The sequence below is a fragment of the Burkholderia sp. TSV86 genome, assembly GCF_001522865.1.
In the GTDB taxonomy this organism is placed as follows: domain Bacteria; phylum Pseudomonadota; class Gammaproteobacteria; order Burkholderiales; family Burkholderiaceae; genus Burkholderia.
In genome coordinates this window covers 75,029-88,726 of sequence record NZ_LOWB01000015.1, presented here as the reverse complement: position 1 = coordinate 88,726, position 13,698 = coordinate 75,029, and the positions used below count along the sequence as shown (strand labels likewise).

Below are 13,698 nucleotides of genomic sequence, written 5' to 3'. Positions count from 1 at the left end.
AATGCGGCGAATCCGCTGCGATCGCTGCGGATGCCGGCTCGAACCATCCTACAATGTGCGTCATCGCAACACTCGAACGCCCCCGTGCCCACCTTTTCTCTGTCGGAATTCTCGCTGATCGATCGCTTCTTCGCGCGCCGCGCGCAACGCCCAGGCACGCGCGCGGCGCTCGGCATCGGTGACGATTGCGCGCTGCTCGCGCCGCAACCCGGCAAGATGCTGGCAATTTCGACGGACATGCTGGTCGAAGGCCGGCATTTCTTCGCCGATGTCGAGCCGGACGCGCTCGGGCACAAAACGCTCGCCGTCAATTTGTCCGACCTGGCCGCGATGGGCGCGACGCCGCGCGCATTCACGCTCGCCTGCGCGCTGCCGCGCGCCGATGCCGGCTGGCTCGACGCATTCTCCAACGGACTGTTCGCGCTCGCCGAGCGCCACGGCTGCGAACTCGTCGGCGGCGACACGACGAGCGGGCCGCTCAACCTGTGCGTGACCGTGTTCGGCGACGTCGCGGCCAGCGACGCGCTACGCCGGGACGCCGCGCGCGATGGCGACGACGTCTGGGTGTCCGGCGTGCTCGGCGACGCGCGCGCCGGCCTCGGCGTGATCCGCGGCGAATGGCAGGCCGGCGGGCGCGAGGCCGCCGTATTCCGCGCGGCGCTCGAGCGTCCTGAGCCGCGCGTCGCGCTCGGCATCGCGCTCGCGGGCATCGCGCATGCGGCGCTGGACGTATCCGACGGACTCGCGGGCGACCTCGCGCACATCCTGCACCGCTCGAACGTGCGCGCCGATATCGACGTGGATGCGGTGCCGCGCTCGGCCGCGCTCGCGACGCTGCCCGCCGACGTGCAGCGTCGCTGCATGCTCGAAGGCGGTGACGACTACGAGTTATGCTTTACCGCCGCGCGCAGCGCGCGCACCGCGATCGAGGCGGCCGGCGCGCGCGCGGGCGTCCGCGTCACGCGGATCGGTACAATACGCGCGTTGCCCGCGCCGGCGCACGCGCCCGCCATCACATGGCGCGATGCGTCGGGCGCGGCGCTTCCGCTCACGTTGCACGGTTTCGATCATTTCGATGCAAATTGACCCGACGCCCCGCCCGGCCGACAATGCCGGCGAGTCTGCCCGCCCGACGAGCACGCCCGCGCCGCAGGACGCGCAGAAAATCGCGCGCCGCCGCGCTACCGTGCGTTTCATGTTCTCGCATCCGGTTCATATCGTGTCGCTCGGCTTCGGCAGCGGCCTCGCGCCGTTCATGCCAGGCACATTCGGCACGCTGTTCGGCTGGCTCTCGTTCGTCGCGCTGAACCGCTATCTGACCGTGCCCGAATGGTGGGCGCTGATCGTCGCTGGCTTCTTCGCCGGCATCTGGCTCACGGGCTTCACCGCGAGGAAAATGGGCATCGCCGATCCCGGTCCCGCCGTCTGGGACGAAATCATCGCGATCTGGCTCGTGATGCTGTTCGTCACACCCGCCACGTTCGTCGAGCAGCTTTGGGCGTTCGTCGTGTTCCGCTTCTTCGATATGGTCAAGCCGCCGCCGATCCGCTACTTCGACCGCAATCTGAAAGGCGGCTTCGGCATCATGCTCGACGACCTGATCGCCGCGGTGATGACGCTGTTCGTGATCGCGCTGTGGCGCTCGTTTTTCCCGTAATGCCGCGCGCGGCTCAGTTCACCGCGGCTCGCCCGGATCTCTTGCCATGCCAACCGATTCCGCCGTCCATCAGCTCGCGATCAGCGCCGGCGACAAGCTGCGCGATACCCATCTGACGCTCGCCACCGCCGAATCCTGCACGGGCGGGATGATCGCTGCCGCGATCACCGACATCGCCGGCAGCAGCGGCTGGTTCGAGCGCGGCTTCGTCACGTATTCGAATCTCGCGAAGGTCGAGATGATCGGCGTGCCCGCCGATTTGATCGACAAGCACGGCGCGGTGAGCGAGCCCGTCGCGCGCGCGATGGTCGAAGGGGCGCTGCGCAACAGCCGCGCGCAGGTGGCGCTGTCCGTCACCGGCATCGCGGGACCCGGCGGCGGCTCCGAGCTGAAACCCGTCGGCACGGTATCGTTCGGCTGGAGCAACCGGCTGCACACGTCGGTTCAGACGTGCGTGTTCGCCGGCGATCGCGAACAGATCCGCACGCAAGCGGCCGCGCACGCGCTGCGCGGCCTGATCAAGCTGATCGACGAGCAGGAGCGCTGAGCGCGCCGTGGTTCGTGGCTTCGAATGTATTGCTTTGCTGGAATGCCCCACGCGCGATCACGAACCGGTAGCGGCTCATGAGCCACGGGCCACCGCGCGGATTCACCGCCAGGCAAACCGCGCTTGCGCGCAGCGCGCGGCCGATTCGTTCCGACCGCACGCAGCCTTCATCCGTCGGCGGGCCGTTTTTCGTCGCCGGGCCTTGGAGGCACGCGCACCGCCAACTGCAAGGCTGCTGTCGAGCACGCTGAGCGCTCAGCGCTGGGCGTTGATCGCGTCGCGCGTCGCGCGCGCGGCATGCGCGGCCGCGTCGGCGAAATCGTCTTCGCGGCTCGCGTACAGGATCGCGCGCGACGAATTGATCATCATCCCGGCGCCGTCGGCGGTGCGGCCCGCCGAGACGGTCGCCGCCACGTCGCCGCCCTGCGCGCCGATGCCGGGAATCAGCAGCGGCATGTCGCCGACGAGCCCGCGCACGATCTCGATCTCCTTCGGAAACGTCGCGCCGACGACGAGCCCGAGCTGCCCCGTCCGCTTATTCCATTTGTCCGCCGCCAGCGACGCGACGACCTGATACAGCGGCCGCCCGCCCGTGTCGAGGAACTGCAGATCCGAGCCGCCCGGATTCGACGTGCGGCACAGCACGATCACGCCCTTGTCGTCGTAGGCCAGGTACGGCTCGATCGAATCGAAGCCCATGTATGGATTGACCGTCACGGCGTCCGCGCGATAGCGCTCGAATGCCTCGCGCGCGTACTGCTCGGCGGTGCTGCCGATATCGCCGCGCTTCGCGTCGAGGATCACAGGCAGCCCCGGATGCTGAAGATGGATGTGCGCGATCAGCCGCTCGAGCTGATCTTCCGCGCGGTGCGCGGCAAAGTATGCGATCTGCGGCTTGAACGCGCTCGCGAACGGCGCGGTCGCATCGACGATCTCGCGGCAAAAATCGAAGATTGCATCGGACTGGTTCGCGAACTGCGCGGGAAACTTCGTCGGCTCCGGATCGAGGCCGACGCACAGCAGCGAATTCGTGCGCTGCCAGGCGGCGCGCAGCGAATCGATGAAGGTAGACGTGGAAGACATGGCGCTCACTCGCGACTGGGCGATTAAATCCGCGTATTTTACCTGCGCCGTTCCCGGATACCGTTTGCTGGCCGTGGCGCGGAACGGAGCGCGTGCGGCCGATGGCGGCAATGCAACGCGTGCAGCGCGATGTGCCGCGATCGCACGACTTGCGACTTGCGACTTGCGACTTGCGACTTGCGACTTGCGACTTGCGACTTGCGACTTGCGACTTGCGACTTGCGACATGACGCACGGTTCATCAAAATCCGGCCCAGCCCGCTTCGCGGTCGCCGCAATTCGCCACGGTTCGATGCGGCCCGATCCAGCCTGCGCCAGCCGCCCGCCGCGGCGCTACCCGCCAGCACGGCCGGCTCACCCCAGTCTCGCACCATCCGAGCCGGGCCGCCCGGCGGCAAGCGGCGCATGCCGCACACCGCCGATGCGCGTCAGCCGTCTGCACGCGCGGCCGTCTGGCGCGCAACCGGCGCGGCACGCGCATCGGTGCGCGCGACGGTAAAGCGAAAGCGGCGCGTGAGCCGCTCGCCAGGCGCAAGCAGCGTCATCCCGTGCGCGGCGCCGCCGCCCGGCAGATTCACCGCGTCGATCGGATGATCGACGGGCTCGAAACAAAAGAACGCCTGACCGGGCGGCGTGTACAGCACATAACAATCGGCGTCGGCCGCTACCGTCAGCGCGAGACGGCGTAACGGCCAGGCGATCGTCGCGCCGCCGCCCCAGCCGGTAAATGCGTGATTGACGAGTGTGTTCGGCAACGGATACGCAATGCCGAAGCGCCACGCGGCCGGCGCGCCGATATGCCGCGACGGCAGCCAATCCGGCGTCGATAGCCACAGCCCGCTCGCGGCGGCGGCAATCTCGGTGGCCGCATCGCGTACGATGAACGGATGCAAGCCGAGCCCGAATGGCAGACGCATCGGCCCGGCATTCTCGACCGTGAGCACGATCGTCAGCGTTGCGCCGTCGAGTGCGTAGATTTGCGTTGCGCGCAGCGCATACGGTTCGCCGTCGCTGAGATCGAGCGATAGCCGCAATTGCCGGGGTGTCGCATCGTCGAGCTGCCAGCGCGCGAGCCAGCCGTCGCCGTGAATCGGCAGTGGTTCGGTGTTGCGATTGCGCGGTACGCGCACGAGCCGCCCGTCGCACCGGAAACGTCCTGCGCCGATCCGATTCGAGTAAGGCAGCAACGGATAGCAGGCAAGCTCGTTCGGATCGGTGCGCGGCCCAGGCGCTTCGCAGCGGCGGAAGATCGGCGTGAGCACGCCGTCGCCGCTCCAGTCGAAACGCGTAATGCCGCCGCCCAGATGCGGCGCGACGTCTAGCCTCAGCTTGTCGTTCGTCAGAGTCGCAATGGCCGCGTCGGCCGCGCCCAGGCCGGCGCCGCGCGCGACCTGCGATGTCTGCGGCCCTGCGCTCACCTGATGCGAGACGGCCGCGCGTCGCGCGCGGCGCGTCTGCCTGATCTGCATCGCATCGTCAGCCGATGGCCGAATGTGGGTCGACGTCATGATTCGCTTCTCCTGCTTCGCCCCGGGCAGCGCGCCCGAACGCAAGCGTCATGCCCAGCCGCCGTCGACGACGATGTCCTGCGCGGTGATCATCCGGCTATCGTCGGCGGCAAGAAAGAGCGCCATTCTGGCGAGATCGTCGGGCAGCAGCTCAGCGTCCAGACACTGCCCCGCCTTGATCGCCGCGCGCCCCGCATCGTCGAGCCAAAGCCGGCGCTGCTTGTCGGTCATCACCCAGCCCGGCACCAGCGTATTGACGCGAATGCCGAACGGTCCAAGCTCGCGAGCAAGCCCGCGTGTCAAACCCTGCACCGCCGCTTTCGCGATCGCGTAGACCGGATAGCCGCCGTTCTTCAGCATCCAGCTGATCGAACCCAGATTGATAATCGAGCCGCGGCCCGCGCGCTTCATGTCGTCGATCACCGCCTGCGCGGCAAAGAACTGATGGCGCAGATTCACCGCGATGCCAGCGTCGAACGACTCGGGCGTGACGGCGTCGATCGCATGGCGCGCGTCATTCGCCGCATTGTTGACGAGCGTCGTGATCGGGCCGATGCGCGCGCGGACCGTGTCGATCGCATAACGCAGCGCGTCAATGTCGGTGACGTCGCACGCGACGAACATCGGCGCGTGCGCGGCATGCGCAAGCCGTGCGGCGAGCGCGTCGCCCGCTTGCGCATCGAGATCGACGAACGCGACACGCGCACGCTGCCGCACGAAATGCTCGACAAACGACGCACCGATTCCGGTCGCGCCGCCCGTGATCAACACCGTGCGCTGCGCGAGGCTCGGATAGCTCGCGTCACGCCGATGGTCCGCGTCGTGCGCTTCGGGTTCCGAACGGCCGATATTCATTTCGTCATCCTTGTCGTCATGATGTGCCGCGGCGCTCAATCGCGTGCGCCGCGATTCTTCAACTGGTCGAGCAGCACCGCCGTAAGCAGAATCGCGCCGCGCACGAGATACTGGTAAAACGCATCGATATCGAGCAGGTTCATCACGTTTTCGACCGTGCCCATGATCAGCACACCGATCACGACGCCGGAGATCGTCGCGCGCCCGCCCGCGAGCGACACACCGCCCAGCACGCACGCGGAAATCACGTTCAGCTCGAAGCCCTGCGCGGCATTGGGCTGGCCGGACGTGATCCGCGACGCGAGAATCACGCCGGCGAGCGCCGTCACCGCGCCCTGAATCAGGAAGATATAGACGCGCGTGCGCTCGACGTTGATCCCCGCGAGCCGCGACGCTTCCGGATTGCCGCCGATCGCAAGCGTGTTGCGCCCGTAGACGGTCTGGTTGAGCAACACGCCGAACACGACGAAGCACACGAGCGTCACCCAGATCGGCAACGAAATCCCGGCGAACGTGAGCCCGCCGAGCGCGATGAACGTCTCCGACGATACCCCCACCGCCTGCCCTTTCGACACGATGAAACCCAGCCCGCGGACGACCTCCATCGTCGCGAGCGTCGTGATCAACGCGTTGATCCGCAAATACGCGATCACCGCGCCGTTGACGAAGCCGATTGCCGCACCCGCGACCACGGCCGCGGCAATCGCGACGAACGTGTTGTTGGTCGCATTGAGCACGATCGCGCACAGCACGCCCGAGAACGCGACCGTCGAGCCGATCGACAAATCGAAATCGCGCGACGCGAGGCAAAACATCATCGTGCAGGCGACCATGCCGATCTGCGAGATCGACAGTGCAAGGCCAAGCATGTTGTCGATCGAGAAGAAATGATCGACCGTCAGCGACATCACGACGAACATCGCCGCGAAGATCGCAACGAGGCTGTATTCGGTGATCTGCTGCCGCCAGCGCTGCTGCTCGCCGGCGCGCACGATGCTCGCGGACGGCGCGGCTTGTTGAAGATTCTCTCTGATTTGCATATCGTTTGCTCCTCTGCAGGCGGCAGTTTCGCCGCCGTTGTCTACATTCGGCTCACCGGCCGCGCCGCGCATCGCGGTATTTCGCGTCATGCCACGCGCGCTGCTCCGCCCTGCGGCAACGCAAGATTGAGCACCGCCTCTTCGGTGGCGCTCGCGCGCGCCAGCTCGCCCGCAATGCGCCCTTCACGCATCACGACGATCCGGTCCGACACGCCGAGCACCTCCGGCAATTCCGACGACACCATCACGATCGCGCAGCCGCGCTGCGCAAGCGCGTAGATCACGCCGTAGATCTCGTGCTTCGCGCCGACGTCGATGCCGCGCGTCGGCTCGTCGAGAATCACGACCTTCAGGTCCGGCTCGGCAAGCCAGCGCGCGAGAATCGCCTTTTGCTGATTGCCGCCCGACAAAAATCGGATCTTCTGCCGGCGGTTAGGCGTCTTGATCTTCAGCATGTCGATGAAACGCTCGGCGGTTTCGGCCTCACGCTTGCGATCGAGAAACAGGCCCGCGCGCAGCGTATGCCGCCGGCAACTTATATTGATGTTCTCGGCAACCGACGCCTGCGCGACGATCCCCTCCTCCTTGCGATCCTCCGGGCAAAGCACGATCCCGTGGCGAATCGCGTCGCGCGTCGAGCGAATGTCGAGCGGCTTGCCGTCGAGCGCGAGCGTGCCGCCCGTCTTGCGATCCGCGCCGTAGATCACGCGCATCAGCTCGCTGCGCCCCGCGCCGACGAGCCCGAAAAAACCGACGATCTCGCCCGCGCGCACGTCGAAGTTCGCGCCTGCGCTCAGCGCGCCGCCCGCAAGCGCATTCACCGACAGGCGCACGTCACCGAGCGCGCGCGGCGCATAGTGATAGATGTCGCTGATCTCGCGGCCGACCATTTGCCGCACGAGCGTCTCGCGCGGCACGTCGGCGAGCGACGCATGCGAGGCCACCTGCCGGCCGTCGCGAAAGATCGTGCAGGCGTCGCAGAGCCGGTAGATCTCATCCATCCGGTGCGAGATATAGATGAGTGCGCGGCCGTCGCGACGCAGATCGTCGACGAGTTTGAACAGCACCTCGGTCTCGCTGTGCGACAGCGAGCTGGTTGGTTCGTCAAGCGCGATCACGCGTGCGTTGCGCAGCAGCGCCTTGCAAATCTCGACCATCTGCCGCGCGCCGATCGACAACTGCCGCAGCTTCGCGTTCGGATCGAGATCGACGCCAATCGCCGCGAGCCGCTCGCGCACGAAGCGCAAAGCATCGCGCTTCTTGACCCAGCCGAGCGTTTGCGGCAATCGGCCAAGCAGCAGGTTCTCCGCGACGGTCAGGTCGGGCACGTACTGCAATTCCTGATGAATCACCGCGATGCCTGCCGCAATCGACGCCGCCGCGCTCGAAAAGCGCATTGCACGGCCATCGACCAGCACACTGCCCGAATCCGGCTGATATTCGCCGCCGAGAATCTTGAGCAGCGTCGATTTGCCCGCGCCGTTCTCGCCCATCAAACCATGCACCTGCCCCGCGCGCACGCCGAACGAGATACCGTCGAGCGCGCGCACGCCGGGAAAAACCTTGCCGATATTGTCGAAACGCAGTACCGCTGCCACGTCGCCTCCGTCTGCCGCCATCCAATCAATCGGGTTGCCCCGTGCATTACCGCTGCGCCAAGCCGCGCGTGCACGTTCGCAACGCTCACCGCGTCACGCGGCCGCCCGCCCTCTGCGCACGCGCCGCGCGGCGCTCACTTCGCGGCAAGTCCCATCGTCTCGCGCACCTGGCCTACGTTATCGCGCGTCGCGAGCATGCCGGTCGTGAGCGTGAGCGGCGGCGGCGCCTTGCCTTGCGTAATCCACGCGTACATCAGCTCCGACGTCTCCTCGCCATGCCGCTTTGGGCTGATGATGACGGTGCCGAAAAAGCCCGTCGGCTGCGGCTTCTTGAATTCGTTCAACGCCGAGTCCGAGCCGCCGATACCGATGCCGATCATGTCGGCCGCCTTGAAGCCGCGCCCTTCGGCCGCGCGCACCGCGCCGAGCACCGCTTCGTCGTTCAAGCCGTATGCAACCCAATGCTTGAACTGCGGATGCTTCGTGAGCGCGATGTTCACCGCATTGAACGCGTTCTCGGTATCAGTCTTCGCCTGCGGCGCGGCGATCACGTTCGCCTTCGGAAAGCCCGCCGCGACGAGCGCATCGGTCGCGCCCGCCGTGCGATCATGCGCGGTCGGCAATTGCTCATACGTGATGTCGAGCGCACCGACTTCGTTGACATTCCAACCGCGCTTCTTGATCTCGGCCGCAATGCCATTGCCGGCCTGCTTGCCGATGTCGTAAGCGGAAATGCCCATGTGCGGCACCGATTCGATCGGCTTGCCGCCGCCGTCGACGAGACGATCATCGACCGTCATCATCTTCAGATTGTGCGACTTCGCTTTAGCGACGATGCCCGGCCCGAGCTTCACGTCGGGCGTGCAGATGATGAAGCCTTGCGCTTTCTGCGCGGCGAGATTGTCAATCGCGCTCATCACCTTTTCGCCGGAAGGCGCACCGATCTTCACGAGCGTAAAGCCCTTGTTTTTCGCGGCAAGCTCGGCGAATTTCCACTCGTCCTGAAACCACGGCTCTTCCGGTTGCTTGACGAGAAAGCCGATCTTCACCGGGTCCGCCGCGTGCGCGGGCGCGCCTGCAGCCGCGGCCATCGCGGCGGCCGCCAACGTGATGAACGTTCTGCGTTTCATATTGCTTGTCTCCTGATTGTCTCCGTCGACGGAGTGCCGGCTGCTTCATTGTCCCGACGCGGCGCGTGCAGCCGTCGCGCGCCGCGTTCGCGCATCGTCCGCCGGGGCGAACGTGCGCGAGCGAATCAGTCGTGATACAGCGTCGCGCGGCCGCCGTCGATCGTGATGCAAGTCGCGTTGATGAACGGCGCCTCGTCCGAAGCGAGAAATACCGCGGTCATCGCGACTTCGTCGGGGCGGCCGATCCGCTTCATCGGCGAAAGCGCGAGCGTTTGCTGCCGCGCCATCGCCGGATCGGGCTGCGCGTCCCACCAATCGCGCGTCGCCTGCGTTTCGATGTAGCCCGGCGCGATCGCGTTCACGCGCACGTTGCGCGCCGCATACTCGATGCCGAGCGCGCGCGTGAGGCCCAATACGCCATGTTTGGCGACCGGATACGGAAAGCATCCCGGGATGATCTTGAACGCATGCGTCGACGCGATGTTGACAATGCTGCCGCGCCCGCGCTCGACCATGCCCGGCAACGCCGCGCGACAGCCGTTCCATACGCCGTCGAGATCGACCGAAAGGCAGCGGCGCCACGCGTCGTCGGCAAGCGTGAGCGGATCGTCGAACACGTTGATGCCCGCATTGTTGACGAGCACGTCGAGCGGGCCGAACACTCGCTGCGCATCGGCGCACGCAGCCGTTATCGACTCCGCCCGCGTCACGTCGGTCTGCACCGCCAGCACGCGCGCGCCGGCAACGTCGTGTTCGATCTCGCCGGCCGTCTCGCGAGCAAGCGCGGCATCGAGTTCCGCAAGCACCACCGCAGCGCCTTCGCGCGCAAACGCACGGGCGATCGCCGCGCCGATGCCGCGCCCCGCGCCCGTCACGAGCGCGACCTTGCCCGCGAGCCTATTCACCGCACCGCTCCGTTGCGCGCGATCTGCCATCCGTTGACGAACGCCTGCGCGCGCGTCGCGGTAACGGCGCTCGGCTGCCCCGGCGCATAAAGCGCCGAGCCGATCCCGAAGCCGCTTGCACCAGCCGCGAGATACGCGCCCATGTTGTCGGGCGCGACCCCGCCGACCGGCACGATCGGCACCCGCGCATCAATCACCGCGCGCCATGCCTTGAGCGTCGCCGGCCCGAGCTGTTCGGCGGGAAACATCTTCAATACGTCGGCGCCGCTTGCGAGCGCGGCGAACGCTTCGGTCGGCGTCGCGACGCCGGGCGCGCACGCGATATCGAGAGCTTTCGCGCGGCGCACGACTTGCGCATCCGCATGCGGCATCACGATCAGGTTGCCGCCCGCGCGCGCGACTTCGTCGACGTACTCGGCGCGCAGCACGGTTCCCGCGCCGACGATAGCATCGGCGGGCAGCGCCGCGCGCAAGGCGGCGATGCTGTCGAACGGGTCGGGCGAATTGAGCGGCACCTCGACGATTCGAAAGCCGGCGTCGTAAAGCGCCGCACCGTGCGCGGCCGCCTCGGCGGGCGTGATGCCGCGCAAGATCGCCACCAGTGGACATTCGGCGAGCGCGCGCATCAAGCCGCGATGCGGCTCGTAAGGCGCGGGAAAGCGATATTTTTCAGCATCCATCATGCGACATTTCCTCCAGCGGTCCAGTCCATCGGCTCGCGTGCGGCCTGGCCTATGACGGCCGGCGAAGCAGCTCGTCCGCCAGACCGACAAGTCCGGCCCGCGTCGCAATGCACCACAGGCCGCGCTCGGCGGCCTGCTCGACAGCGCGCGCGCCGTCGCAATCGAAGGCCGCGAGCGCGCGCAGATAGCGTTCGCACAACGCGCTCGCGCCGACGATACGCGGCGCAAGCGACGCCAGCGACGCGCCCTGCTTGGCGAGCAGCACGTCGAGCGCGCTCAGTTCGTGACCGATCAGCAGTCCGGACAAATAATCGCCTTGCGCGCCCGGCGTAAGCCGGCCGGTCAAGCCAAGCGTGCGCGTGCTGAACAATGTCGCGAGCAAGCCCTCGTCGCGCTTGCCGCGGGCGGTGCGCACGCCGCGAGCGAACGCGTCCCAATCGGCGGCGTCCGACGGCTGCATCGTGCGGCCGAGAATCGTGTGCTCGCGCAATGCCGCGTACAGCTCGCCCGTCATATAAGTGCGGAACCACTCGATCCGGCCATCGCACACCCACGCCCATTTCGCATGCGTGCCGGGCAGGCCGATCAACGCGCCTGGACGAGCGAGCGCGAGCGACGGCTCGGCGGCGAGCGTGCCGACGATCTGCGTTTCCTCACCCCGCATCACGTCCGGCAGATCGCCCGGCGACAGCGCGCCCGGCACGATCGCAAGCGTTGCGCCGCGCGCGGTTTTCACGCGCACGAGACCCGCCGCGAACCCGTCGGCTGCGGCCGGCACCGGCACATACGGCGCCTCGCGCCATCCTTGCGCACTGCCAACCATCCCGGATGCGAGCGCCGGCAGGTCCGGCATCCGATCGAGCCATGCGCCGCACACACGCTCGAACGCATCATCGAACACCTGCGACGCTCGTGCTCGGTCTGCGCCCCCCGGCAGGCTCATCACGCCCGCCGCATCGGCTCGCGTATCGAGCACGGAGCCGTCAATGGCGAACAGATACGCGCGCAGCGACGTGGTCCCCCAATCGAGCCCGATCAGCGCGGGCGTATCCGAGGCCGCCGTCATCGCTTGATCCGGCGCGTGGCCTGCGGCGCGCTCCAGCCGAGATCGGCCGAAATCGCGCGCGCGGTCCGGTGCACGAGCGGCACCAGCTCGTTCATCCGGTCAAGCGACATATAAGGAATCGTGCTCGCGACCGACAGGCCGGCGACGATCGCCCCCGACGCATCGCGCACGGGCGCCGCGACGCAGCGAATCGATGTTTCGTTCTCCTCAAGATCGAACGTATAGCCGCCCGCCGCGTAATGGGCCATACGCTGCAGGAACGTGCCGACGTCGGGCCGGCGGTCGGGCTTGAAATTCACGCCCGATAGGGCACGCTTTGCCGCTTCGAACAGCGTGCGCCACATGTCGGGATCGAGATCGAGCATCAGCGCCTTGCCGATGCCGGTCGACGCGAGGGGCATCCGATGGCCGATCCGTGAGCGCATCTCGAGGCCGCGCGTGCCGGGAATTTTGTCGATGTAGAGCACGTCATCGCCGTCGCGCACACCCAGGTGGATCGTGTCGAGCGTCGCTTGAGCGAGCGCATCGAGATGCGGACGGGCGACCGCCGTGAGCGGCATCTGTTCGAGCGCGATCGTACCAAGCTCGATCAGTTTCGGGCCGAGCAAATAGCCGCCCTGCACCTGGCGCAGATAACGCGCCTGCGCGAGGCTGCTCACGAGCCGGTGCGTCGTGCTGCGTGTCGTGCCGAGCGCGGCGGCGATCGCGCGCATGTCGCGCGCGCCGCCGGCCACCGCTTCGAGAATCGCCAGCCCGCGCAGCAGCGTCTGCGTGCCCGCCTGTTGAGCGGCGAGATCGAGCGGCGTGCCGGTTGCGCCGATGCTGTCCGCAAGCGCGGCATCAGGCGTCGCGCAATGCGCGTCAGGCGTGTCGTTCAGGGCAAGCGTCATGGGCAATTTGTTCATGATGCGATCAACTCCGACAAACCGGATGGGCAAGCCCTCGATCTCGCGAAGGCCACGCATCCGCCGAAGCATGTCGATGTGCTTCGGATTGTAGGGGGGGGTAGTCGTGATATCCAACATTTGAGCGCTTGTCTCATATATTGGGAGATTCGTACACTGTTGCACAACCGGACGCGGATGAAAAAACGGGCTGAGCCGGTTGTCCGGCCAAGCCCGCTTGCCTATCTCCCGCCTCGTGCGCGTCGCGCAGTCGCTAGGTGTGCTTATTGTCGCGTCGCGCTTTGCGACTGGAGATAGCGTTGCACGTCGGAAAACGACACGCGCCCCGTCTGGTTCACATCGATCTGCTTGAAGTTTTTCGCGACATAGCCAAGGCCCGCGGCCTTCGCCTGCGCTTCGGTCAAGCCGGCATTGCCCGCATCGGCCGTCGCGAACTGGCGTTGCAGCTTGCGGACGACTTGCGCGTGCAGTTCGTCGCCGGTGGTTTGCGTGCCGGCCGTCGGCTTGCGTGCGGCGGGCGGCACGTATGGATCGCCCAATTGCGCCTGCCCGTGGCGGGCCGGTTGCGCGCTACTTGCCGCCTGCTGGGCGAAAGCGGTTTGCGTCAGCGCGAAGCCCGCGGCGGCAAGCACCGTCCAGGCGAGTAGCGATTGGATGTTCATATCAGCTCCGATCAGAAATGGGGTCGTCGTGGCCCGCCGCGCGCGGCGCTCGAGCGCGC

General features: G+C 67.1%; 14 protein-coding genes. 3 read left to right on the top strand and 11 right to left on the bottom strand.

The window, feature by feature from the left end:
• Positions 1-114 precede the first annotated feature (114 nt).
• Genes thiL through WS68_RS01100 form a run of 3 tightly spaced genes read left to right on the top strand, consistent with a single transcriptional unit; the run spans position 115 to position 2,204 of the window.
• Positions 115-1,086: a thiamine-phosphate kinase gene (thiL, locus tag WS68_RS01110; protein WP_442857139.1), complete on the top strand. Its 972-nt coding sequence runs from the start codon at positions 115-117 to the stop codon at positions 1,084-1,086.
• Positions 1,076-1,657, top strand: coding sequence for a phosphatidylglycerophosphatase A family protein (locus WS68_RS01105; protein WP_059569043.1), 582 nt, complete (start codon positions 1,076-1,078; stop codon positions 1,655-1,657). Before thiL ends, WS68_RS01105 begins: the two co-directional genes overlap by 11 nt.
• Before the next feature lie 46 nt (positions 1,658-1,703).
• Complete coding sequence (locus WS68_RS01100; RefSeq protein ID WP_059569042.1) at positions 1,704-2,204, top strand: CinA family protein; 501 nt, start codon at positions 1,704-1,706, stop codon at positions 2,202-2,204.
• Between the two features lie 255 nt (positions 2,205-2,459).
• Here the strand turns inward: WS68_RS01100 and pyrF are convergent, their stop codons facing one another.
• The 11 genes from pyrF to WS68_RS01045 all read right to left on the bottom strand — a co-directional run bounded on the left by pyrF (position 2,460) and on the right by WS68_RS01045 (position 13,639).
• Positions 2,460-3,287: an orotidine-5'-phosphate decarboxylase gene (gene pyrF, locus WS68_RS01095; RefSeq protein ID WP_059569177.1), complete on the bottom strand. Its 828-nt coding sequence runs from the start codon at positions 3,285-3,287 to the stop codon at positions 2,460-2,462.
• A 428-nt stretch (positions 3,288-3,715) separates the two neighbouring features.
• Positions 3,716-4,795 (bottom strand): aldose 1-epimerase, encoded by a 1,080-nt coding sequence (locus WS68_RS01090; protein WP_059569176.1) that lies wholly within the window; start codon positions 4,793-4,795, stop codon positions 3,716-3,718.
• A gap of 48 nt (positions 4,796-4,843) precedes the next feature.
• Positions 4,844-5,650 carry an SDR family NAD(P)-dependent oxidoreductase gene (locus tag WS68_RS01085; protein WP_059569175.1) on the bottom strand — a complete coding sequence of 269 codons (807 nt, stop codon included), beginning with the start codon at positions 5,648-5,650 and terminating at the stop codon, positions 4,844-4,846.
• A 35-nt stretch (positions 5,651-5,685) separates the two neighbouring features.
• The gene (gene araH / locus WS68_RS01080) at positions 5,686-6,690 is read right to left on the bottom strand and encodes an L-arabinose ABC transporter permease AraH (RefSeq protein WP_059569174.1); all 1,005 of its coding nucleotides are present in this window, start codon (positions 6,688-6,690) and stop codon (positions 5,686-5,688) included.
• Positions 6,691-6,776: 86 nt separating this feature from the next.
• Positions 6,777-8,288, bottom strand: coding sequence for an L-arabinose ABC transporter ATP-binding protein AraG (araG, locus tag WS68_RS01075; protein WP_059569173.1), 1,512 nt, complete (start codon positions 8,286-8,288; stop codon positions 6,777-6,779).
• Positions 8,289-8,422: 134 nt separating this feature from the next.
• Positions 8,423-9,418 carry an arabinose ABC transporter substrate-binding protein gene (locus WS68_RS01070; protein ID WP_059569041.1) on the bottom strand — a complete coding sequence of 332 codons (996 nt, stop codon included), beginning with the start codon at positions 9,416-9,418 and terminating at the stop codon, positions 8,423-8,425.
• A 125-nt stretch (positions 9,419-9,543) separates the two neighbouring features.
• Complete coding sequence (locus WS68_RS01065) at positions 9,544-10,323, bottom strand: SDR family oxidoreductase (RefSeq protein WP_059569171.1); 780 nt, start codon at positions 10,321-10,323, stop codon at positions 9,544-9,546.
• Positions 10,320-11,003, bottom strand: a complete 684-nt coding sequence (locus tag WS68_RS01060) for a 2-dehydro-3-deoxy-6-phosphogalactonate aldolase (RefSeq protein ID WP_059569172.1) — start codon at positions 11,001-11,003, stop codon at positions 10,320-10,322. Before WS68_RS01060 ends, WS68_RS01065 begins: the two co-directional genes overlap by 4 nt.
• A gap of 52 nt (positions 11,004-11,055) precedes the next feature.
• On the bottom strand, positions 11,056-12,072 hold the full coding sequence (locus WS68_RS01055; protein ID WP_059569040.1) for a 2-dehydro-3-deoxygalactonokinase: 1,017 nt from the start codon (positions 12,070-12,072) through the stop codon (positions 11,056-11,058).
• Entirely contained in the window at positions 12,069-12,977 is a 909-nt protein-coding gene (locus WS68_RS01050) for an IclR family transcriptional regulator (RefSeq protein WP_059516104.1), read from the bottom strand. The genes WS68_RS01055 and WS68_RS01050 overlap by 4 nt, the downstream gene beginning before the upstream one ends.
• Positions 12,978-13,240: 263 nt before the next feature.
• Positions 13,241-13,639, bottom strand: coding sequence for a hypothetical protein (locus tag WS68_RS01045; protein ID WP_059569039.1), 399 nt, complete (start codon positions 13,637-13,639; stop codon positions 13,241-13,243).
• Between the last annotated feature and the right edge of the window lie 59 nt (positions 13,640-13,698).